This window comes from Arthrobacter sp. zg-Y40, from assembly GCF_020731535.1.
Taxonomy (GTDB): domain Bacteria; phylum Actinomycetota; class Actinomycetes; order Actinomycetales; family Micrococcaceae; genus Arthrobacter_B.
Window position 1 is genome coordinate 301609 of record NZ_JAJFZS010000004.1, and the last position, 22155, is coordinate 323763.

At 65.9% G+C, this 22155-nt stretch carries 22 protein-coding genes and 1 tRNA gene; 16 read left to right on the top strand and 7 right to left on the bottom strand.

The window, feature by feature from the left end:
- Nucleotides 1-35 precede the first annotated feature (35 nt).
- The 10 genes from panC (at nt 36) to dhaM (ending at nt 9385) form a co-directional block, all read left to right on the top strand.
- Complete coding sequence (panC, locus tag LJ754_RS06395; protein WP_227925978.1) at nt 36-929, top strand: pantoate--beta-alanine ligase; 894 nt, start codon at nt 36-38, stop codon at nt 927-929.
- Between the two features lie 174 nt (nt 930-1103).
- Nucleotides 1104-2558, top strand: a complete 1455-nt coding sequence (lysS, locus tag LJ754_RS06400) for a lysine--tRNA ligase (protein WP_227912932.1) — start codon at nt 1104-1106, stop codon at nt 2556-2558.
- Nucleotides 2559-2560: 2 nt separating this feature from the next.
- Entirely contained in the window at nt 2561-2740 is a 180-nt protein-coding gene (locus LJ754_RS06405; RefSeq protein WP_227912529.1) for a hypothetical protein, read from the top strand.
- Nucleotides 2741-2834: 94 nt separating this feature from the next.
- Nucleotides 2835-3161: a histone-like nucleoid-structuring protein Lsr2 gene (locus LJ754_RS06410; RefSeq protein ID WP_227912528.1), complete on the top strand. Its 327-nt coding sequence runs from the start codon at nt 2835-2837 to the stop codon at nt 3159-3161.
- Between the two features lie 109 nt (nt 3162-3270).
- Nucleotides 3271-5778 (top strand): ATP-dependent Clp protease ATP-binding subunit, encoded by a 2508-nt coding sequence (locus LJ754_RS06415; protein WP_227912527.1) that lies wholly within the window; start codon nt 3271-3273, stop codon nt 5776-5778.
- A 172-nt stretch (nt 5779-5950) separates the two neighbouring features.
- Nucleotides 5951-6466, top strand: coding sequence for an amino-acid N-acetyltransferase (locus LJ754_RS06420; protein ID WP_227925979.1), 516 nt, complete (start codon nt 5951-5953; stop codon nt 6464-6466).
- Nucleotides 6467-6627: 161 nt separating this feature from the next.
- Nucleotides 6628-6804, top strand: coding sequence for a CsbD family protein (locus tag LJ754_RS06425; protein ID WP_227912525.1), 177 nt, complete (start codon nt 6628-6630; stop codon nt 6802-6804).
- Between the two features lie 212 nt (nt 6805-7016).
- Nucleotides 7017-8018, top strand: coding sequence for a dihydroxyacetone kinase subunit DhaK (gene dhaK / locus LJ754_RS06430; RefSeq protein ID WP_227925980.1), 1002 nt, complete (start codon nt 7017-7019; stop codon nt 8016-8018).
- Between the two features lie 3 nt (nt 8019-8021).
- Nucleotides 8022-8663 carry a dihydroxyacetone kinase subunit DhaL gene (dhaL, locus tag LJ754_RS06435; RefSeq protein WP_227912523.1) on the top strand — a complete coding sequence of 214 codons (642 nt, stop codon included), beginning with the start codon at nt 8022-8024 and terminating at the stop codon, nt 8661-8663.
- Nucleotides 8660-9385, top strand: a complete 726-nt coding sequence (dhaM, locus tag LJ754_RS06440) for a dihydroxyacetone kinase phosphoryl donor subunit DhaM (protein WP_227925981.1) — start codon at nt 8660-8662, stop codon at nt 9383-9385. Before dhaL ends, dhaM begins: the two co-directional genes overlap by 4 nt.
- A 26-nt stretch (nt 9386-9411) precedes the next feature.
- On the opposite strand, the gene LJ754_RS06445 is transcribed toward dhaM, so the two are convergent.
- On the bottom strand, nt 9412-10356 hold the full coding sequence (locus tag LJ754_RS06445; protein ID WP_227925982.1) for an A/G-specific adenine glycosylase: 945 nt from the start codon (nt 10354-10356) through the stop codon (nt 9412-9414).
- Between the two features lie 87 nt (nt 10357-10443).
- On the opposite strand from LJ754_RS06445, the gene LJ754_RS06450 reads away from it, so the two are divergent.
- Nucleotides 10444-11130 carry a hypothetical protein gene (locus LJ754_RS06450; RefSeq protein ID WP_227925983.1) on the top strand — a complete coding sequence of 229 codons (687 nt, stop codon included), beginning with the start codon at nt 10444-10446 and terminating at the stop codon, nt 11128-11130.
- 12 nt (nt 11131-11142) lie between these two features.
- Here the strand turns inward: LJ754_RS06450 and disA are convergent, their stop codons facing one another.
- The 3 genes from disA to LJ754_RS06465 all read right to left on the bottom strand — a co-directional run bounded on the left by disA (nt 11143) and on the right by LJ754_RS06465 (nt 14944).
- A complete protein-coding gene (gene disA, locus LJ754_RS06455) occupies nt 11143-12219 on the bottom strand; it encodes a DNA integrity scanning diadenylate cyclase DisA (RefSeq protein ID WP_227912519.1) in 1077 nt (358 codons plus the stop codon).
- Nucleotides 12220-12371: 152 nt separating this feature from the next.
- Nucleotides 12372-13739, bottom strand: a complete 1368-nt coding sequence (radA, locus tag LJ754_RS06460; RefSeq protein ID WP_227925984.1) for a DNA repair protein RadA — start codon at nt 13737-13739, stop codon at nt 12372-12374.
- Nucleotides 13740-13813: 74 nt separating this feature from the next.
- On the bottom strand, nt 13814-14944 hold the full coding sequence (locus LJ754_RS06465) for an FUSC family protein (protein ID WP_227925985.1): 1131 nt from the start codon (nt 14942-14944) through the stop codon (nt 13814-13816).
- Nucleotides 14945-15151: 207 nt separating this feature from the next.
- On the opposite strand from LJ754_RS06465, the gene pstS reads away from it, so the two are divergent.
- The 4 genes from pstS to pstB all read left to right on the top strand — a co-directional run bounded on the left by pstS (nt 15152) and on the right by pstB (nt 19243).
- The gene (gene pstS / locus LJ754_RS06470) at nt 15152-16279 is read left to right on the top strand and encodes a phosphate ABC transporter substrate-binding protein PstS (protein WP_442860312.1); all 1128 of its coding nucleotides are present in this window, start codon (nt 15152-15154) and stop codon (nt 16277-16279) included.
- 120 nt (nt 16280-16399) lie between these two features.
- Nucleotides 16400-17329 (top strand): phosphate ABC transporter permease subunit PstC, encoded by a 930-nt coding sequence (pstC, locus tag LJ754_RS06475; protein WP_227912515.1) that lies wholly within the window; start codon nt 16400-16402, stop codon nt 17327-17329.
- Nucleotides 17329-18438 (top strand): phosphate ABC transporter permease PstA, encoded by a 1110-nt coding sequence (gene pstA, locus LJ754_RS06480; RefSeq protein ID WP_227912514.1) that lies wholly within the window; start codon nt 17329-17331, stop codon nt 18436-18438. The genes pstC and pstA overlap by 1 nt, the downstream gene beginning before the upstream one ends.
- A gap of 25 nt (nt 18439-18463) precedes the next feature.
- Nucleotides 18464-19243: a phosphate ABC transporter ATP-binding protein PstB gene (gene pstB / locus LJ754_RS06485; RefSeq protein ID WP_227912513.1), complete on the top strand. Its 780-nt coding sequence runs from the start codon at nt 18464-18466 to the stop codon at nt 19241-19243.
- Between the two features lie 24 nt (nt 19244-19267).
- Here the strand turns inward: pstB and LJ754_RS06490 are convergent, their stop codons facing one another.
- The 3 genes from LJ754_RS06490 to LJ754_RS06500 form a co-directional block, all read right to left on the bottom strand.
- Nucleotides 19268-20278 carry an inorganic phosphate transporter gene (locus LJ754_RS06490; protein WP_227912512.1) on the bottom strand — a complete coding sequence of 337 codons (1011 nt, stop codon included), beginning with the start codon at nt 20276-20278 and terminating at the stop codon, nt 19268-19270.
- Nucleotides 20279-20896, bottom strand: coding sequence for a DUF47 domain-containing protein (locus LJ754_RS06495; RefSeq protein ID WP_227912511.1), 618 nt, complete (start codon nt 20894-20896; stop codon nt 20279-20281). It abuts the gene before it with no gap.
- A 295-nt stretch (nt 20897-21191) separates the two neighbouring features.
- Nucleotides 21192-21833: a hypothetical protein gene (locus tag LJ754_RS06500; RefSeq protein ID WP_227925987.1), complete on the bottom strand. Its 642-nt coding sequence runs from the start codon at nt 21831-21833 to the stop codon at nt 21192-21194.
- A 193-nt stretch (nt 21834-22026) separates the two neighbouring features.
- On the opposite strand from LJ754_RS06500, the gene LJ754_RS06505 reads away from it, so the two are divergent.
- Nucleotides 22027-22099: transfer RNA gene (locus LJ754_RS06505), tRNA-Lys, on the top strand.
- Nucleotides 22100-22155 lie beyond the last annotated feature (56 nt).

Here is a 22155-nt window from a genome sequence, read left to right on the forward strand (position 1 = left end):
CCAAACCCACAAGAACCAAACCAAGAAGGACAGCGTTGAACACCCCCCGCCTCGTCACCACTGCTGCAGAACTGCGCCCCGCCACTGCGGAGCTGCTCACCCGGGCGGCGGCCGCGAATCCCGCCCGTCTGCCCAGCCTCGCCCTGGTGCCCACCATGGGTGCCCTGCACGAAGGCCACGCCTCTCTGATGTCCGCCGCCCGGGCGGACAACGACGTCGTCACCGCCTCGGTCTTCGTCAACCCGCTCCAGTTCGACGACCCCGCCGACCTTGAGCGCTACCCCCGCACCCTCGACGCGGACCTGGAACTACTGGGCCGGGCCGGGGTGGACCTGGTGTTCGCCCCTTCCGTGGAGGAGGTGTATCCCGACGGGGTGCCGCAGGTGCGGCTCAGCGCCGGCACCATGGGCACCCGCTGGGAGGGAGCATCCCGGCCCGGACACTTCGACGGAGTGCTCACCGTGGTGGCCAAGCTCTTTCACTACGCCGCCCCGCCGGTGCCCGCCCGCTTCCGGGCCTACTTTGGGCAGAAGGACGCCCAGCAGGTTGCCCTGATTCGCCGGATGGTCGCCGACCTGGACTTCCCGGTCGAAATCACCGCGGTGCCCATTGTCCGGGCCGCGGACGGCCTGGCCGAGTCCAGCCGCAACCGGTTCCTGGACGCCGGCCAGCGGCAGGCAGCCCTGGTGCTGTCCAAGGCCCTGACCATGCTGAAGGACCGGGCTGCCGCCGGCGAAGGGCTGGACCTGGCAGCCGCCGTCGACCTGGTCCGCTCCCAGCCCGGCGTGGACCTGGACTATTTCGAAGTAGTGGATCCGCGCACGCTGGAACCGCTCGCCGCGGGCGAACCCCTGGCCGGGCCGGCCCTGGCCCTGCTGGCCGCACGGGTGGGCCCGGTCCGGCTGATCGACAATGCCGTCCTGGCCTGAGCAGGGCCCGCGGGCCGTGGTCCTGGAGGAATACCCGGGCATTTCTCCCGTGCTCCGCACGCATCCCGACGGGGTGCCCGGAGTGCGGGAGAGGCAGCGGCGCTTTGCTCTGTAAACTTAATAACCGTGACCACATCTAACTCCGTTCCCGAAGCCGCTGATACCTCCGAGCAGATGCGCATCCGCGCCGAAAAGCGTTCGCGGCTCATTGACCGCGGAGACGAGGCATACCCGGTAGGGGTGGAACGCACGTCCTCACTCAAAGAGGTCCGGGAAAAGTTCGGACACCTGCAGGCCGATGAAGCCAGCGGGGAGACGGTGGGAGTCACCGGCCGCGTTGTGTTTATCCGCAACACCGGCAAGCTCTGCTTTGCAACGCTCCAGGAGGGCAACGGCACCCGGCTGCAGGCCATGCTCAGCCTCGCGGTGGTGGGCGAGGAGTCCCTGGCGGACTGGAAGTCCCTGGTGGATCTGGGCGACATTGTTTTCATCCGCGGCGAAGTTATTTCCTCCCGCCGAGGTGAACTCTCCGTGATGGCCCAGTCCTGGTCCATGGCCTCCAAGGCCTTGCGGCCGCTGCCCGTGCTGCATGCCGGATTGAATGAGGAAACCCGCGTCCGGCAGCGCTACGTGGACCTGATGGTCCGCGATGAGGCGCGGGACATGGTCTACAACCGCGCCGCCATCATCCGCGGGGTCCGCGACACCCTGCACGGCCACGGCTACGTGGAAGTGGAAACCCCCATGCTGCAGCTGGTGCACGGCGGTGCCGCTGCCAGGCCGTTCGAGACGCACCTGAATGCCTTTGACCAGAAAATGACCCTGCGCATCGCCACCGAGCTGTACCTCAAGCGTGCAGTGGTGGGCGGTATCGAGCGCGTCTTCGAAATCGGGCGCATATTCCGCAACGAGGGCGTTGACTCCACCCATTCCCCGGAATTCACAACGCTTGAATGCTACGAGGCCTATGCCGACCAGTACGTGATGGCCGACCGGATGAAGGAAATCATCCTGCACTGCGCCGACCTGATGGGCAGCAGGCAGATCGAGACCGCTGCGGGAACCATCGACCTCGACGGCGAATGGCGCTGGCTGAGCGTCTACCCCGGCCTGTCCGAAGCCGTAGGCACCGAAATCACCCCTGACACCGACGCTGAGCAGCTGCGGGAGATTGCCGATAAGCACGGCGTGAAGGTGGATCCCAAGTGGGATGCGGAAAAGCTTGTCATTGAGCTGTTCGGCGAAATTGTTGAACCGACGCTGCTCCAGCCCACCTTCGTTTATGACTACCCGCCCTCAGCCCAGCCGCTGGCCCGTCCCAACCGGGACGATCCCCGGCTGATTGAAGCTTGGGACCTGATCATCGGGGGCATGGAACGGGGTACGGCGTTCTCGGAGCTGATTGACCCGGTAATCCAGCGGGAGCGCCTCACCGAGCAGTCACGTCTTGCCGCCAACGGCGATGACGAGGCCATGGCATTGGACGAGGACTTCCTGCGGGCACTGGAATACGGCGCTCCTCCCATGGGTGGCATTGGCCTGGGAATTGACCGCCTTGTGATGCTTTTCACGAATACCGGAATCAGGGAAACAATTCTGTTTCCCCTCCTTAAGCCGGAAATGGGTTAGACATGGAATATGTAGAAGTACTCTTGCCGTCAGTTTGTGTTGCAGCTCTCTTTTATTTCGTGATGAAGGCTCTCCTGAACTCGGACCGCGCCGAACGGAAGGCGCTGGCGGAGGCGGAACGCGAAGTTGACCAGAGTGTAGACCAGCAACCTTTGAAGAAAACAGGTGAAGAAGAGAATTAATACCCGAGTGCTTTGACGGGGCTTTGCTAATTGCGCCATACTCTAAGTGGTCTCATATTAAGTCTTCCCGTTTTTAGCTGCTTAGGAGCCTGTCATGGCACAAAAGGTAAAAATCATTCTCGTGGACGACCTCGACGGTGGAAGTGCGGATGAGACCGTTCGGTTCGCCCTCGACGGGTCACAGTACGAGATTGATCTGTCGAAGGACAATGCGAAAAGTCTCCGCGATGCGCTGAAGACCTATGTAGATGCAGGCCGCAAGGTGGGTGGCCGCACTGGCCGTCCGCGCAGCGCCGGCTCCGCCCGCAGCAACGAAGCGGCGCAGATCCGCGAATGGGCCCGCAAGAACGGATACAACGTTTCCGAGCGCGGCCGCGTCAACAGCGAGATCATCGACGCCTACCGCGCCGCCCAGGGCTAGGCCTGCACAGGCGGGTTTCCGCGCAGGTCTCACGCCGACGGCGAACAAGCCCCTATTGCACCCCTCAGGCACGTAGCATCGAATTACGCGTTAGCTAGGAGTGTGCCTCATGTTTGAAAGATTTACCGACCGTGCCCGTCGCGTTGTCGTGCTTGCCCAAGAAGAGGCCCGCATGCTCAACCACAACTACATCGGCACCGAGCATATTTTGCTTGGCCTCATTCATGAGGGCGAAGGTGTTGCAGCTAAGGCCCTTGAATCCCTGGGCATCTCGCTTGGTGCTGTCCGTGAGCAGGTGCAGGAGATCATCGGTCAGGGCCAGCAGGCCCCGACCGGCCACATCCCCTTCACCCCGCGGGCCAAGAAGGTGCTGGAGCTCTCGCTCCGTGAAGCCCTGCAGCTCGGCCACAACTACATCGGTACCGAACACATCCTGCTCGGCCTGATCCGCGAAGGTGAAGGTGTTGCCGCGCAGGTCCTGGTCAAGCTCGGTGCCGACCTGAACCGTGTGCGCCAGCAGGTTATCCAGCTGCTGTCCGGCTACCAGGGCAAGGAGCCCGTCTCCACCGGCGGCCAGCAGCAGGAAGGCCAGCCCGCCGGATCCGTGGTGCTGGACCAGTTCGGCCGCAACCTCACACAGGCGGCGCGCGAAGCCAAGCTCGACCCGGTTATCGGGCGCGAGCACGAAATGGAACGCGTGATGCAGGTGCTCTCGCGCCGGACCAAGAACAACCCGGTCCTGATCGGTGAGCCCGGCGTCGGCAAGACCGCCGTCGTTGAAGGGCTCGCCCAGGCGATCGTGCGCGGCGACGTGCCCGAGACCCTGAAGGACAAGCAGCTTTACACCCTGGACCTGGGTTCCCTCGTTGCCGGCTCGCGTTACCGCGGCGACTTCGAGGAACGCCTGAAGAAGGTCCTCAAGGAAATCCGCACCCGCGGCGACATCATCCTGTTCATCGACGAAATCCACACCCTTGTAGGTGCCGGTGCCGCCGAGGGCGCAATCGATGCCGCTTCCATCCTGAAGCCAATGCTGGCCCGCGGCGAGCTGCAGACCATCGGTGCGACCACGCTGGACGAATACCGCAAGCACATCGAAAAGGATGCAGCCCTCGAGCGCCGCTTCCAGCCGATCCAGGTTGCCGAGCCCTCGGTGGCACACGCCATCGAGATCCTCAAGGGCCTGCGTGACCGCTACGAAGCGCACCACCGGGTATCCATCACCGACGCTGCGCTGGCCTCGGCCGCAACCCTGGCGGAACGGTACATCAGTGACCGCTTCCTCCCGGACAAGGCGATCGACCTGATCGATGAAGCCGGTGCCCGCCTGCGCATCCGCCGGATGACTGCGCCGCCGGAGCTGAAGGAAATCGATGAGCGGATCTCCGCCCTGAAGATGGAGAAGGAGTCGGCAATCGACTCCCAGGACTTCGAAGGTGCCGCCTCGCTGCGCGACAAGGAGCAGAAGCTCCAGGACCAGCGCGCCGAGAAGGAACGCCAGTGGAAGTCCGGCGGCCTGGATGACATTGCCGAGGTGGATGAAGAACTCATTGCCGAGGTGCTTGCCAACTCCACCGGCATCCCCGTCGTCAAGCTGAACGAGGAAGAGTCCACCCGCCTGCTGCGGATGGAAGACGAACTGCACAAGCGCGTCATCGGCCAGGACCAGGCCATCAAGTCCATCTCGCAGGCCATGCGCCGCACGCGGGCCGGGCTGAAGGACCCCAAGCGTCCGGGCGGCTCGTTCATCTTCGCCGGCCCCACCGGCGTCGGCAAGACCGAGCTGGCCAAGGCACTCGCGGAGTTCCTGTTCGGAGACGAAGACGCCCTGATCACCCTGGATATGTCCGAGTACGCGGAGAAGCACACTGTTTCCCGCCTGTTCGGTGCCCCTCCGGGATATGTGGGCTACGAAGAGGGTGGCCAGCTGACCGAAAAGGTCCGCCGCAAGCCCTTCTCCGTGGTGCTGTTCGACGAAGTTGAAAAGGCCCACTCGGACCTGTTCAACTCGTTGCTGCAGATCCTCGAAGACGGCCGCCTGACGGATGCACAGGGCCGGATGGTGGACTTCAAGAACACCATCATCATCATGACGACCAACCTTGGCACCAAGGACATTTCCAAGGGCGTCATGACCGGCTTCCAGTCCGGCACGGACACCAAGACCGGTTACGACCGGATGCGGGCCCGGGTCACGGAAGAGCTGCGCCAGCACTTCCGCCCCGAGTTCCTCAACCGTGTGGATGACACCGTGGTGTTCCCGCAGCTGACCCAGGACGAGATTGTCCAGATTGTGGACCTCTTCCTGGACCGCCTGGGCAAGCGCCTGGCCGAGAAGGGCATGAGCATCGAGCTCACCCCGGCGGCCAAGGTGCTGTTGGCCACCCGCGGCTACGATCCCGCCATGGGTGCCCGTCCGTTGCGCCGGACCATCCAGCGCGAAATCGAGGACCAGCTGTCCGAGAAGATCCTCTTCGGGGAGATCAAGCCCGGCGAGCTGATTTCGGTGGACGTCGAGGGTGAAGGTGACGAAGCACAGTTCACCTTTGTTGGCCACGGCGTGCCGAAGGCCATCGAGGAAGCTAATCCTGCCATCGAGGCCGGCGTCGGGGAGTAACCCCTAAGCCCGCCCTGCAGGCGCAAGGTTCCACCAAAGGGAGCCCCGGAGCAATCCGGGGCTCCCTTTGTGTTCCCGGCAGGCTCCCGACCCGGAACCCGGTCCACCGCCGCGAGTCCGCCTGTTACGGCCGCGCGGCGGCAGGCTCGGTTGGAAGTCCTAGACTGGTCCGATGATGTCCGCTTCGCAGATCACCGTCCGCCGTGCCCGAACCGCAGATGTCCATGACATCCGACGGCTCGTGGCGCCGCTGGCCCGCGAGCGGGTCCTGATTGCGAAGGAAGCGGTCGCCTACTACGAAGGGCTGCAGGAATTCCGGATCGCGGAGGACGGCGACGGCAACGTCATCGGCTGCGGAGCGTTGCACGTGATGTGGGAAGACCTTGCCGAGGTGCGCACACTGGCGACCGATCCCGCGGCCCGCGGACAAGGGGTGGGGCATGCCCTGCTGGAGACCTTGCTGGGGGATGCCCTGGATATTGGAGTGGCGCGCGTCTTCTGCCTGACCTTCGAGGTGGAGTTCTTCGAGCGGCACGGTTTCAAGGTCATGGAGAACCAGAATGCGGTGGATCCAGTGGTGTACTCCGAGCTGCTGCGCTCCCATGACGAGGGTGTTGCGGAGTTCCTGGATTTGGCCCGGGTGAAGCCCAACACCCTTGGAAATACGCGGATGATCCGCTCGCTCTAGTGTCCGCTGCCGTAAGTCCCGGCCGGCCTCCGGTGGCGATTGGGCGGCTTACGCGATAGTGTAAGGGTACTTAGCATCATCCGATGCCGACGGAAAGCCAGCCGCACTATGGACCTTCGCGGCAGGTAATTCCGGAAGCCGATCAGAAAGCGAGTTCAGTAATGGGCGCAGATGACAAGATGCAGAATAAGGCTGAGAACCTTGGCGGCAAGGTGAAGGAAGGCGTTGGCAAGGCCACCGGCAACGAGCGCATGGAGGCCGAGGGCCACGGCGACCAGGCCAAGTCCAAGCTCAAGGATGCCGGCGAAAACGTGAAGGACGCCTTCAAGGGCAAGTAGCGTAGCCGGCCCGCTGAAGCGGGCGCCAAGGCATGGAAAGCGGGAGGGGTAACCCCTCCCGCTTTTTGTTGTCCGGATGTTTTTGCTGTCCGGACGCCCGGGCGGGCTGTCCGCGCTGCCCCTGTTGCACCGCGCCCGGCGCGGGTAGGGTCGAGACCGGACGTGGGGGTCGTTCTGTGCCGGAGGAAGTTCTACGAAGGAGTTCCAGCGCCATGAAGAAACTGATCAACAACCCCCGATCCGTGGTTGCGGAATCGCTGGAGGGGTTCGGGCAGGCCCACCGGGACCTGGTGGAAGTCCACCTGGATCCCGACTATGTGGTGCGGCGGGACGCGCCGGTGCAGGGCAAGGTGGCCCTGGTCTCGGGCGGCGGCAGCGGCCACGAACCGCTGCACAGCGGATACGTTGGGGCGGGCATGCTCACAGCGGCGGTTCCCGGCGCTGTGTTTACCTCACCCACACCGGATCAGATCCTTCCCGCCATCGTGAAGAGTGACTCGGGTTCGGGTGTGCTGCTCGTGGTCAAGAATTACACCGGGGACATCCTGAACTTCGAAACCGCCGCCGAACTGGCCGGCGTGGAAGGCATAGACGTACGTACCGTGGTGGTGAACGACGACGTCGCAGTGGAGGACTCCACCTACACCGCCGGACGGCGCGGGGTGGCCGGCACCGTGCTGCTGGAGCGGATAGCCGGCGGGTCGGCGGACCGCGGGGATGATTTGGCGAAGGTGGCGGAGGTTGCCGAACGGGTCAACGCGAATGTCCGGTCCATGGGTGTGGCCCTTGCCCCGTGCACGGTGCCCCATGCCGGTGAGCCGAGTTTCACCCTCGCCGAGGACGAGATCGAGATGGGGGTGGGCATTCACGGGGAACCGGGCCGGCACCGGGTGCCCATGACCAATGCGGATTCGATTACCGACCAGCTGATGGAACCCGTGCTGAGCGACCTGGGCATCACCGGTTCGGACAAGGTGCTGCTCTTTGTGAACGGGATGGGCGGAACACCCCTGAGCGAGCTCTACATCGTGTACCGCCGCGCCGCCCAGATCCTGGCAGAACGCGGGGTGGACATTCAACGGTCCCTGGTGGGCAACTACATCACCGCCCTGGAAATGGAGGGGGCCTCAGTCACTGTCCTGCGTTTGGATGATGAGCTGACGGAGCTGTGGGACTCGCCGGTCAACACGCCGGCCATGCGGTGGGGAGTGTAGGGGATGGAACTGGACGCAGCATGGGCAGACCGCTGGATGCGTTTGAGCGCGCAGGCCATGACCGAAAACCGTCAGCGCCTGACCACCCTGGACCGGGAAATCGGAGACGCGGACCACGGGGAGAACATGGAACGCGGCTTCACCGCCATTGTGGAGAAGATGGATACCGACGGCACGCCGGACACTCCGGGGGAGGTGTTCAAGACCGCTGCCATGACGCTGATGTCGAAGGTGGGCGGGGCGGCGGGGCCGCTGTACGGAACTGCCTTCCTGCGAGCCTCCACGGCCGCGGGAAGCTCTGCTGCCCTGGGGCCGCAGGAGCTGGTGGCCGTCCTGACTGCCGCCCGCGATGGCATTGTGGCACGCGGGAAGGCGGAAACCGGCGATAAAACGATGATCGATGCCTGGACGCCCGCGGTGGATGCCGCGGCCACGGCGCAAGCGGCCGATGCCACGCCTGTTGGGATCCTGATTGCCGCCGCCAATGCCGCCGAGGCCGGCCTGGCCGGAACCGAGCCGTTGGTTGCCCGCAAGGGCAGGGCCAGCTATCTGGGTGAGCGGAGCGCCGGGCACCTGGATCCGGGGGCGGCATCCACGGCCCTGATCCTGCAGGCGGCCGTGCAAGCGGCGGAGGCCGCGGCATGAGCGTGGGGCTGGTGGTTGTTTCGCACAGCCGGAAATTGGCCGAAGGAGTGTGCGAATTGGCAGCGCAAATGGCGGCGGACGTGCATCTTGCGGCCGCCGGCGGTACCGACGACGACGGCATCGGCACCAGCCTGGAGAAAATCCAGGCCGGCATCGCCTCGGCCGACACCGGCGACGGGGTGCTCCTGCTGACGGACCTGGGTTCGGCAGTGATGACCGCGGAGATGGCGTTGGAGTTCCTCGACCCGGATCAGCAGCAGCGGGTGCGGATGGCCGACGCCGCGTTGGTGGAAGGTACCGTGGCCGCCGCCGTCGCCGCGCAGACCGGAAAGCGATTGCCCGAGGTGCTGGCTGCCGCCGAAGCAGCTGTGCAGCCTGCGGCGCCCGGCACTGACGCCGGGCAGGCAGCCGGGACTGACTCCGGGACCGAGGCGGCCGGGACTGACGCCGGAACCGCTGCGGCGGATGAAGCCAGCGGTTCGTGGACGCTGGTGAACCCGATGGGCCTGCATGCGCGCCCGGCCGCTGCGGTGGCGCAGCTGCTGGCGGATCTCGATGCGGAAATTACCATCAACGGCGTAGATGGAAAATCCGTCATGATGCTGATGACCCTCGGGCTGAAACCGGGTGAAACGCTCAGTGCCACCGCAACGGGACCGGACGCTGACCGGGCCATTGAACTGCTCGGTGCAGAGGTCCGCAACGGTTTCGGAGAAATGTAGCGCGGGGCCGGTCGCCGCAGCCGGCATTACAGCGGAAGCGACACTCCGTGGTCATCTTCGGCGGCGAGCCGGTCCTTGATCAACCCTGCCAAGGCACGTTCCAGCTGCTCCTGGGGTGCCTGCAGCCGGTGCAGGGCCTGAAGCGGAGACAGTTCCGCTGCCGCCCGCGGCTCCGTTGCCAGGTCAACGGGAGCGTGCAGCAGCAGTTCCCGGCGTACCGGTCCCGTCGCGTGCCGCAGCACGGCCAGCATGGCGCCGCGTACCTGCCGGTCCGTTCCCGCCCAGGCCTGGCCTTTGGCCGTATAGTGCGGTTCGGGACGGCCGGCGGCCACCCATGCGCAGCGGTCCAGGACCGGACATTCGGCGCACCGCGGGCTGCGGGCGGTGCAGATCAGCGCGCCCAGTTCCATCACCGCCGCGTTCCAGGCTACTGATTCGACGCGGTCGGCGGGCAGGAGGGAACGGGCCAGCCGCATTTCCGCAGCAGTGAGGGAAGGCGAGGGCAGGGCGTCGCCGGTCACGGCGCGGGCATGCACCCGTCGGATATTGGTGTCCACCACGCACTCGCGCCTGCCGAAGGCGAAAGCCGCCACCGCCGCCGCGGTGTAGTCCCCGACGCCGGGGAGGGCCAGCAGTGCGGCGTGCGTGGAGGGAACCTCGCCGGCGGAATCCGCGGTAATGGCGGTGGCCGCGGCATGCAGCCGCAGCGCGCGGCGCGGATAGCCGAGCCGGCCCCAGGCCCGCACGGCCTCACCGCTGGGCTCGGCGGCCAGAGCTGCGGGGGTGGGCCAGCGCCGCATCCATTCCTCCCAGACGGGCAGGACACGGACCACAGGTGTCTGCTGGAGCATGATTTCGCTGGCCAATACGCCCCAAGGGCTGCATTCGGGATCCCGCCACGGCAGCGTGCGGGCATTGGCCGAGAACCACTCAGTAATACTGCGGTGCAGCGTTTCTGCCTGCGGATCCATCCGGCGCTCCCTTGTTATGACCAGCAATACTCTACTGATCGGCGTGGTGTGCCCAGTAATCGCACCCCTAATACCTAGCCTTGAAGCATGGACGGGAAAGGAACTGAGCAGCTGCAGCGCCCGGGTGCGCCCAGGCGGCCAAGCCCGGCGGTCTACCGCCGGCGCAGGCTGGTGGCCGGCGTTCTTGCCGTGCTGGTCCTGGTCGGGCTGATCCTCGCCGTGACCTCGGTGGTCAGGGCCCTGTCCCCGGATGAACAGTCCGTCCCTGCAACCGTTCCCGGACCAACCCAGAGTCCGGCAGGCAGCGTACCCGCCGGAACACCCGTTGCCGCGGCGCCCGCCCCGGCAACGCCCTCTGCCACCCCGACGGCCGCGAAGCCGGCGGGGTCCGCCTGCCCGGCCGACAAGGTGAAGGTGAGCGCCTCCACCGACGCGGTGGTCTATCCGGCCGGCTCCAGCCCGTTGCTGACCATGACCGTGACCAACACCAGTGACACGGCGTGCGAGATCAACGTCGGCACCACGCAGATGGAGTTCATCGTTGCCAGCGGATCCGACCGGATCTTCTCGTCAATGGACTGCCAGGACGGGGCCCAGGACTACGTCAAGAAGGTGGAGCCGGGCGCTTCGGAGACGGCCAACTTCCCGTGGGAGCGCAACCGGTCCGCACCGGGCTGTGCCGCCGTGGCCTCCAACCCCAACCCGGGGTACTACATCTTCACCGCCCGGCTGGGGCAGACCAGCAGCGAAAACGCCGTTTTCCAGCTGGAGTAGCCCGGCGGCCGGCTACATGAACCGGTCCAGCAGGCTGGTCTCGGCGATCCGGGACAGACCCTCGCGTACGGTGCGCGCCCGCTGCTCACCGATGCCGTCGACGGTCATCAGGTCATCAATGTTGGCGGCCATCAGGTTCTGGAGACCGCCGAAGTGGTCCACAAGGCGGTTGGACACTGCCGGCGGCACGGATTTGATGTTGCTCAGCAGGCGGTAACCGCGCGGCTGAACCACTGCTTCCAGGGAGTCCTGGCCGGGATGGAAACCAACCACCGAGGCGATCTTGCCCAGATCAACCATTTCCGAGGAACTCATGTTCTGCAGAGTGGCGATCTGCTCCTCGATGTTCCGCTGGCCGTTGTTGAGGTCGGCATAGTCCCGCAGGATCATTTCGCTGCCGGGGCCGAGCCCGGTGGTCAGTTCCTCGAGCTGGAGGGAGAGCAACCGGCCATCCAGGCCGAGTTCCAGGACGTACTGGGAAATTTCCTCGGAGATCCGGCGGACCATTTCCTGGCGCTGGAGCGTAACCGCGACGTCGCGGACGGTGACCATGGCTTCGATTTCCAGTGCGGAGAGGGAATTGGTGACCTGGTCCAGCCTTGCCCGGTAGCGTTCCAGGGTGGCCAGCGCCTGGTTGGCCCGAGCCAGGACCGGTTCCGAACCCTCCAGGACGTGCCGGAGCCCGCCCACATAAAGCTGGATGATCTGCATTGACTGGCTGACCGAAATCACGGGGAATCCGGTCTGGATGGCCACCCGTTCGGCGGTCCGGTGCCTGGTGCCGGACTCATGCGTTTCGATGGTGTGGTCCGGGACCAGCTGCACTGCCGCCCGGAGGATGTTCTTGGCATCGCGGTCGCATACAATCGCGCCGTCCATCTTGGCGAGCTCACGAAGCCGGGTGGGGGAGAAGTCAATGCCGATGTCGAAGCCGCCGGAGCAGATGGAATCCACGGTCCGGTCAAAGCCGAGCACAATCAGGGCGCCGGTGCGACCGCGCAGGATGCGTTCCAGCCCGTCGCGCAGTTCGGTTCCGGGTGCAACCCGCGCCAGTGTTGCTTTCAGCGCGTCTTCCGGGCTGCGGGCCATGGTCACTTCCTTCCGGCCCGGGGGCCCTGGACGATCCTGGGCAAGGCTTGCCCGTCCCTATACTAGTGCGAGTTGGCAAGGGTCAGCCGCACCGGCACCGCCACCGGCAGGTCCGGTCACGTCCGGTCGCTTCAGTCAGGTCCGGCCAGGGGCTAGAACAGCAACTCCAGTGCCTCGGCGAGGGTGGAGACCTCGCGGACCTTGAACCCGGCGGGCACGTTTCCCGGTCCGTTGGGGGAAGCGGGAACCACGGCGTGCGTAAACCCAAGGCGCTCGGCCTCGTTGATGCGGCGTCCGATGCCCGGGACGGGGCGGACCTCTCCGGCCAGGCCGACCTCGCCGAAGGCTATGAGCTGCGCCGGCAGCGGTTTGTTCATTTTTGCCGAGGCAACGGCCAGGGCCACCGCGAGGTCCGTGGCGGGCTCGCCCAGTTTCACGCCGCCCACGGTGGACACGTAACTGTCATCCTTGGCCAAGCTCATGGAAGCCCGCTGCTGCAGGACGGCCAGGAGCATGGCCACCCGGGAGGCGTCCACGCCGCTGGTGGCACGCCGGGCCTGGGCGTTCCCGGTTTCAGCCACGAGGGACTGCACCTCGGCGACCAGAGGCCGCTTGCCCTCGAGGGTAACGGTGATGCAGGTGCCGGACACGGGGTCCTTGGTGCGCGATACGAACAGGCCGCTGGGATCGGCCAGCCCCTCGATGCCGTCTTCGGTCAGGTCGAAGCAGCCGACCTCGTCGGTGGGTCCGTACCGGTTCTTGACCGCCCGCAGCAGGCGGAGCCGGGAGTGCCGGTCACCGTCGAACTGGCATACAACGTCCACGAGGTGTTCCAGCAGCCGCGGGCCGGCAATGGAACCATCCTTGGTGACGTGCCCAACCAGCAGGGTTGTCATGTTGCGGGTCTTGGCGGCATTGATAAGTGACGCGGCAACTTCACGGACCTGGCTGACGCCGCCGGCGCTGCCGTCCACCGCGGTGCTGCTCAGGGTCTGGACCGAGTCCACGATCAGCAGCCCCGGAGCCACCTGCTCCACCTGCCCCAGCGCCTGGCCCAGGTCTGTTTCGGCACTGAGGTAGAGGTTGTCCGATACCGCACCGATGCGCTCGGCGCGCAGCTTCACCTGCGCCGTGGATTCCTCGCCCGTCACGTACAGGACGTCGCGGCCGGCGCCTGCCACGCGCGAGGCCACATCCAGGAGCAGTGTGGACTTGCCCACCCCCGGCTCGCCGGCCAGGAGGATGACGGCGCCGGGCACCAGACCGCCGCCCAGCACCCGGTCCAGTTCGCCCACACCGGTGGCCTGGTAGGCAGCGGTGGTGGCATCCACCTCGCCGATCCGCTGCGCCGGACGGGCCACCACGGTGGCGGCTGTGGTGCGGGCCAGGACCTCGCCGGATTCCTCCACCGTTCCCCACGCCTGGCACTCGCCGCAGCGTCCCACCCATTTGGCCGTGGTCCAGCCGCATTCCGAGCAGCGGAAATTGGCGGTCTTCGACCGTGCAGTCTTTGTTGCCATAACCTCAGGCTATCCCGGGGCACTGACAGTCCTGCCTGCGGGCAGAAGCGGGCATGGCCGGCCACCAGCGCGGGTCAGACCTCGGAAAGGTAGCCGATGGCTTCTTCGTGGGTGAGGCCGGTGGACTCGAGCAGGTCCACCACCAACGGCCGGAACAGCATGATCAGCGCATCGCCCTGCAGGTCAGTAATACCCAGGGCCGCGGGGTGCAGCCGCGATCCGACGACGGCCAGTTCGTTGCGTGCCTGCCGCAGGTGCCGCAGCCGTGCGTCTCCGCTTTCCCCGCCGCCCAGTGCCCGGGCAAGGATGTCGACGGCGTCGGCCGTGTCGGTCAGTATCTCCGCCACGTTCTCGATCGCGTCGTCGTTGAGCGAGGCATGGTTGATGGCCGACGTCGTGCGGCGGGCGAAGACCCGGCTGTTGCGGACCGCCAGGTCCAGGTAGCCGATGGATCCGCGCAGATCTCCCAGTTCCGCCAAGTACCTCCGGTAAGCCGGCGAAATCCGTGCCACTTCGCGGGCGTCCCGGACGCTGCGGGCCAAGGTGTCCAGCTGCGGCTGGGTGTTGCGGGCCCGGACCAGCGCATGCCAGGCAATGGTGGAATCGCTCTTGGCGATCGCTTCGGAACACTGGCGCAGCACGGCGGATAGCTCGTTCAGCAGTTCGCGGATATTGGATTTGGGTTCGCGGCGCGGATCCCGCGGCGCCAGCATGGTTACCAGCAGGGCAAACACCCCGCCCACAATGGCATCAACACTGCGGGTGAAAACGCCGCCGTCCGGTGCAGGCAGCAGAACCACCAGCAGGGACTGCAGGCCAAGCTGCGTGGTGAAGATGACGCCCCGGTCCAGGAAGCGCGCCAGCATCACGGATACAAACAGGACCACTGCGGCCTGAATCAGCCCGTTGCCCAGCAGCGTCAGCAGGATTTCCCCCACCGTGATGCCCAAGGTGCAGCCCACCCCGACTTCCAGGACGCGGCGGGTGCGCGGTTCCCGGGAAAAGCCGAGCGAGATCAGGGCGGCTGTGGCCGCGAAGAGCGGGCCCTGGTGGCCCAGGACGTATTCCGCGAAGGCATACGCACCCACGGCGCAGACCGTCATCTGCAGGGCCGGAACCACGGAGTTTCGGCTGCGCTGCAGACCTACCCGGGCCCGGTTCCGCAGGAAACCCCGGCTTTTGGCGAAGGAGCTGCGTTGGGGCATGGATCCAGTCTAGGGGGAGGGACAGGCAAGCTGTATCCGGCGTCACCTCCGACAGGCAATGGGATGTTCCCCGGATGCCCTGACGGCGTTAACTTTCCGTTCACCTTGCTTCGCCACGCTGGGACAGGAACGTGTTCGTGGTTCCAGCAAGTCCATGCGAACAGCTTCCGGCACATCGGTGCCGGACAACCCCTTGAAAGGGACACGATGGTGAAGGTTTCACATCCACGCCGCTATGCCTCCGTACTGAGTATTTCCCTTGCGGCCGTGCTGGGCCTGGCCGCCTGCGGCACGGATACCGCGGCGCCGGCCGCCACACCCTCCGGTGGCACCGAAAGCACCGTTGCCGGCACGCTCTCGGGTGCCGGCGCCACCTCCCAGGATTCAGCCATGCAGGCATGGATTGCCGGTTTCAGTGCCGCCAACCCGCAGGCATCAGTGCAGTACTCCCCGGACGGCTCCGGTGCCGGCCGGGAAGCGCTGCTGGCCGGCGGTGTGCAGTTCGCCGGCACCGACGCGTATCTCGACGATGAAGAAGCCGCCGCCGCTGCAGAGGTCTGCGGCCCGGAGGGCGCCATCCACGTGCCCGTCTACATTTCTCCCATCGCGGTGGCCTTCCGGCTGGACGGCGTCAAGGAGTTGAACCTGGACGCGGCCACCATCGCGGGAATCTTCCGCGGCGAAATCACGGTTTGGAACGATCCGGCCATCACGGCCCAGAACCCGGGCGTCGACCTGCCCGCCACCCCCATCACGGCCGTGCACCGGGGCGATGAATCCGGCACCACCAAGAACTTCACCGACTACCTGGCCAAGGCGGCACCGGATGCCTGGCCGGACAAGGCCTCGGGCGAATGGCCCGCAGAGGTGCCGGCAGGTGAAAATGCGTCGGGGACCGGCGGCGTCATTTCCACCGTCACCGCAACCGAAGGCGCCGTGACCTACGCCGATGCCTCCGCCGTCGGGGACCTGGGAGTGGTGCACGTCCAAGTGGGCGGGGACTACGTTCCCGTCAGCGCCGAGGCGGCTGCGCTCGCCGTCGAATCCTCCACCGACGTCACCGGGCCGGGGCGGCCGGAAGCGGACATGGCCATGGACCTGGAGCGGGACACCGCGCAGTCCGGTGCCTACCCGGTGGTGCTGGTGAGCTACCACGTCTTCTGCACGGCTTACCCGGACCAGGGCACGGTGGACCTGGTGAAGGCCTTCGGAAACTATGTCATCAGTACCGAAGGCCAGGACGCGGCGGCTGACGCTGCCGGCAGCGCACCCCTGTCCGAGGACCTGCGCGGCCGGGCTCGAGCAGCGCTGGAGACCATCAAGGTCGGTCCCTAGCAACGCAGGCACGCCTGCCTTCCTCCTATGCGGGCGGGGAGGGCAGGCACCCTCCGCTTCCGCGGTGCAGTACTTAAACTGATAGAAGAAGCCCCGCCATCACGTCGAAGGGTTTGAGCAGTGTCGAGCAAGTCAATAACAGGTGAAAGCGGCACCGGCCGTGCAGGAGACAAGGTTTTCTCCGGCGTAACCGTTGCCGCCGGCTGCCTGATCCTTTTTGTGCTCTTCTGCGTGGCCGTGTTCCTGCTGTGGCAGGCCCTGCCGACTTTCGCCGCCGACCCCGCCGAGATCTCTGGCGGCGGGTTCGGCAAATACATCCTGCCGCTGGTCATCGGAACAGTGATTGCCGCCGCCATCGCCCTGCTGATCGCCACCCCCGTGGGGATCGGCGTCGCCCTGTTCATCTCCCACTACGCTCCGCGCCGGCTCGCGCAGGGGCTTGGCTACCTGGTGGACCTGCTCGCCGCGATCCCGTCCGTGGTTTACGGCGCCTGGGGCATGACGGTGCTGGCCCCGGCGCTGGTAGGGCCGTACAACTGGCTGGCGGAGAACGCCGGCTGGATCCCGATATTTGCCGGGCCCGCCAGCCAGACGGGCAAGACCATGCTCACCGCCGGCATAGTGCTATCCGTGATGGTGCTGCCGATCATCACCTCGCTGACCCGCGAGATCTTCCTGCAGACCCCCAAGCTCCACGAAGAGGCAGCGCTGGCCATGGGCGCCACCCGCTGGGAAATGATCCGCATGGCGGTCTTCCCGTTCGCGCGTCCCGGCGTGATCAGTGCGGTGATGCTCGGCCTGGGGCGGGCGCTGGGCGAGACCATGGCAGTGGCCCTGGTGCTCTCCTCCGGCAGCCTGATCGCCAGCCTGATACGGCCCGGCAACCAGACCATCGCCGCCGAAATTGCCCTGAACTTCCCCGAAGCCTACGGGCTCCGGCTTTCGGAGCTGATTGCCGCAGGACTCGTGCTGTTCCTGATCACGCTGGCAGTGAATATGGTTGCCCGCTGGATCATCAGCCGCCACAAAGAATTTTCGGGAGCCAACTGATGATTGATACACCGCCCGTCCTCAACCGTCCCGGATCCATGCTGACCAAAAACCGGCTGCCCCGGTACACGCCCTGGCTGGTCCTCGCTGCGGCGCTGGTGCTGGGAGCGGCACTGTCGGCCCTGATTGGGTTCTCCGTTGCCTCCTTCGCGGTCTTTTCCGCCGTGCTGTTTGCCCTGGGCGGCACCGCCGTCACGTGGCTGGTGGAGGGCCGCCGGCACGCCGTGGACAGGCTCGCGACGAACCTGGTCTGCGGCGCGTTCCTGCTGGCCCTGGTGCCGCTGGTCTCGGTGATCTTCACCGTCCTGGTCCGCGGACTGCCCGGCCTCAGCCCGGATTTCCTGCTGACCTCCATGGGCGGGATGACCGGCGCCGTGGACAATGCCTCGGCGGAGAACGGCACAGCGGTGCTCGGCGGCGTCTACCACGGCATTGTGGGCACCTTGCTGATCACTTTCTGGGCCACTGTGATCTCGGTGCCGGTAGGCCTGCTGGCCGCCGTTTACTTGGTGGAATACAGCCGCGGCGGCGCCCTTTCACGGGCCATCACCTTCTTTGTGGACGTGATGACGGGCATTCCCTCAATTGTGGCCGGCCTGTTTGCCGCGGCCTTCTTTGGCCTGGTGTTCGGGCCGGGTACCCGGACCGGCTTTGTAGCCGCCGTCGCCCTGTCCGTGCTGATGATCCCGGTGGTGGTGCGGTCCACCGAGGAAATGCTGAAGATTGTGCCCAATGAACTGCGGGAAGCCTCCTACGCCTTGGGAGTACGCAAGTGGCGGACCATCCTGAAGGTGGTTGTCCCCACCGCCATCTCCGGCATTGCCTCCGGCGTTACCCTGGCCATTGCCCGCGTCATCGGCGAAACAGCGCCGCTGCTGGTGACGGCAGGATTTGTGAACACGATCAACTTCAACGCGTTTGCGGGCTGGATGAGCACACTGCCCACCTACATCTACCGGCAGCTGATGAGCCCCACCTCGCCGACAAATACGGATCCCAGTACCCAGCGGGCCTGGGCGGCGGCCCTGATCCTGATCGTTATGGTCATGCTGCTGAACCTTGCTGCACGCCTTATCGCACGCATCTTCGCCCCCCGCACCTCCCGCTAGACGCGAAACAACCCTGAAGGAACCCATGTCCAAGCGCATCGACGTCAAAGACCTGAATGTCTATTACGGCAATTTCCTTGCCGTCCAGGACGTCAACATCAACATTGAACCCCGCTCGGTTACTGCCTTCATCGGCCCCTCAGGCTGCGGCAAGTCAACCTTCCTGCGCACCCTGAACCGGATGCACGAAGTCCTGCCCGGCGCCCGCGTGGAGGGCGAAGTGCTGCTGGACGGGGAGAACCTTTACGCCCCGGGCGTTGATCCGGTCACGGTGCGCAGCCATGTGGGCATGGTCTTCCAGCGGCCCAACCCGTTCCCCACCATGTCCATCCGGGACAACGTGCTGGCCGGCGTGAAGCTGAACAACAAACGGATTTCCAAGTCCGACGCCGATGACCTGGTGGAACGCTCCCTCACCGGAGCCAACCTGTGGAAGGAAGTACGGGACCGCTTGGACAAGCCCGGCTCCGGACTGTCCGGCGGCCAGCAGCAGCGCCTGTGTATTGCCCGGGCCATTGCCGTATCCCCGGAGGTGATCCTCATGGACGAGCCCTGCTCGGCCCTGGACCCCATCTCCACGCTGGCGATTGAGGACCTGATCGAGGAACTCAAGAGCGACTACACCGTGGTGATCGTGACCCACAACATGCAGCAGGCGGCACGGGTGTCGGATAAAACGGCTTTCTTCAACATTGCCGGCACCGGCCAGCCGGGACGCCTCATCGAGTATGCGGACACGCCCGTCATCTTCAGCAACCCGGCCGAGAAAGCCACGGAAGATTACGTCTCCGGGCGCTTCGGGTAAGCGGACGGGCCCAGAGAAGCGGGCCTAGAGCAGCGGGCTCAGTGCCAGCAGCAGGATGCCGCCCAGCAGGGCCGTCACCGGGGCGGTGGTCAGCCAGGTCACCAGGATTTCGCGCAGCGGAATGAACCGCACCGTGGAAAAACGCTGGTTGGCGCCGGCCCCGACGATGGCCGACGTCATGGTCTGCGTACTGGACAGCGGGATGTGCAGCCACAGTGCGCCGAGGAAGAGCATGGCCGAACTGACGGCCTGGGCGCTCATGCCCCGCAGCGGGTCCATCCGTACCAGCCGGTAGCCAAGCGTGTGGGTGATCCGCCAGCCGCCGAACAGGGTGCCGGCAGCCAGGGCCAGCGCTGCGAACAGCTGCACCCACAACGGTATGCCGGTGTCCGTTGTTTGGCCGGCAGCAAGCAGTGCCAGCACCAGCACGGCCATGGTCCGCTGCCCGTCCTGGATGCCGTGCCCCAAGGAGAAAGCGGACGTGAAGACCGACTGGGCAATCCGGTTTCCGGCGTCCCCGCGGCGCGGAGAGCTGTACCGCATCAGCCAGGTCGCCGGAAACACCAGCAGGTAGGCCAGCACAAAGGCGATGACGGGGGAGAGCAGCAGGGGCAGGGCAATCTGCTCCCAGATCAGGCGGTAGGACTCGGCAATGTTCTGCCCGCCCACCAGGGTTGAGGCGGCACCGGAACCCACCAGCCCGCCAACCAGGGCGTGGGTGGACGACGACGGCATCCGCCGCCACCAGGTCCAGACGCCCCACGCGCAGGCCGCTCCGAGGCTGGCAATCAGGATGCCCAGCCCCTCGGGGCCCGGCGGCAGGTCCACAAAGCGGACCGTCAGGGCTACGGCCAGTGCCGTGCTGACGAGTGCGCCGAGCATATTGAAGCCAGCAGCCAGCAGGACCGCCACGGTGGGAGTGAGCGCCCTGGTCCGGACCGACGTCGCCACGGAGTTGGAGGCGTCGTGGAAGCCGTTGAGGAAGGCGTAGGCGCCGGCCAGCAGGACAACGCCCGCCAGGAGGACGGCGGCCACCTAGGATTCCCGCACGAGGACGCCGCCCACAAATGTGGCGGCGCGCCGCAGCTGCGCCGTCGTGCCGGAAAGCTGGTCAGCCAGGTCCCGGTGCCTGGCATAGGCCATCGGCTTGTGCTCGCGCATCAGCTCCGCCACCCAGATCCGGCGGGTGCGCTCGGCACGCCGGGCCAGGCGGAGCATTTCGATCCAGTACTCCTCAAGATCGTCCAGGGATGCCAGCCGGCGCATGGCCGAGGCCGTCAGCTCAGCCTGCCGGCCGATGACTTCAAGTTGTTCGGATGCCCGGCGGGACACGCCCGCCAGCTTGTACAGCGAGATGGTTTCAGCGGAAGCATCCAGGCAGTCCATGGCGGACATCAGGATCAGGGACAGCTCGTACAGGTCCTCACGCGGGAGCGGATTGACGAAACTGGTCCGCATCTGCGTCATCAGGGCGAAGTGCAGATCAGTGGTATCGGCATCGATCTGGTGCAGTTGTTCGGTGAGGCGGTCGAATTCCTCAGGGTCCGCGCCCAGGATTTCGGCCAGCACGCCGGTTCCGCGCAGCAACTGCGCGGCCATCCGGGCGAGCAGCTCAAGTCCGGCGTTTTCCTGCGGGAAGAGTCTAAGTTTCACGCCGGCTGCCGCACATTGGCGGGGGGCGGGACAGAAATTCTCACAGGCCCAAGAGTATCCGATTGGCCCGTGCGGGCTACGGAAGGCTGCGGGGGAAAAGTAACGGTGCCGGACCGGGAGCGCCTCTCGGCGGAAGGCCGCTCGAAGCGGCTCAGAGTTGAAGCCCGGGGGTTCCGCAGTCCGACACCAATTTCAGTTTTCTACGCTCAGCCGGGGATGTCAACACGGCCGCCCGCGCAGCGGCTGGACCGTGATGGCCGCCACACCGGCACGGTGCTGCGCGGCCGTTTCCCCCTCAGTCGAGTTCACCCCGCCGCCACGCCGCCGCGGAATGTTCCAGGTCCTCTGCAGTGCGGACAAGCTGGCGGGCGTTGCGGGTCAGCATGGTGGCACGGTTGGCGTCGGAAGCCTCCGAGGAATCGGCGTGGTTCGTCTGGCCGAGGGCGACCACCCGGCAGAACGCGGCGAAGCGTTCCAGCGCGACGTCGAAATCCCCCTCAAAGGCGCCGGAGAGGATGGTGTCAGCCATGGTTCGTACTTCGTCTGCGCCCAGCGGTTCCGCCACTCCGGCGACAACCTTGGAGACCTGGGCAACGTCCTTGCCTGCGGCGTAGAAGGAGGCCACCCGCTCCGGGTTCTGCTGGATGGAGGTGCGCAGGGCATAGAGCCGCCACAGCGCGCCGGGCAGCGACCGGGCAGGGCTTTCGGCCCACATCTCGGCCACGGCTTCCAACCCCTGCTGGTCCGCCAGTTCCACCAGGCGGCGGGTTACCTCGGGATCGGTGCTCTCCCGGCCGTGGTGGACCAGGGCCTGCGCGGCCAGGTGGGCCGCTTCCGAGACGCGGGCCGGATCGGCGCCGCCGGGGAAATTGGCGAAGTCCACAGGTGCAAGAGGCTTTGGCTTGTGATGGCGCGGCGTTGAATTGGACTCACTCATAATCCGAGAATACTCCCGCCCTTGGGCAGAATCGAGGCGGGTTCCGGGACGGTGGACAGCCCTCGGCAAGGCCGCTCCGCGGAACCGATTTCCCCTGCCCGGGGGTACTTCCGGACGGCCGGCGGCACGGGTTTTCCGCGATTGTGCGGTGTGCGATAAAGTGGGACAGTCGGTCTGCACAGCAGCCCGGCGTGCGCCTATAGCTCAGTTGGTAGAGCAACGTCCTTTTAAGTCGTGGGTCGCAGGTTCGAGCCCTGCTGGGCGCACCCAAAACAAATGGCCTGCCTTCTTCGGAAGGCAGGCCATTCTTGTTGGTTGGCAG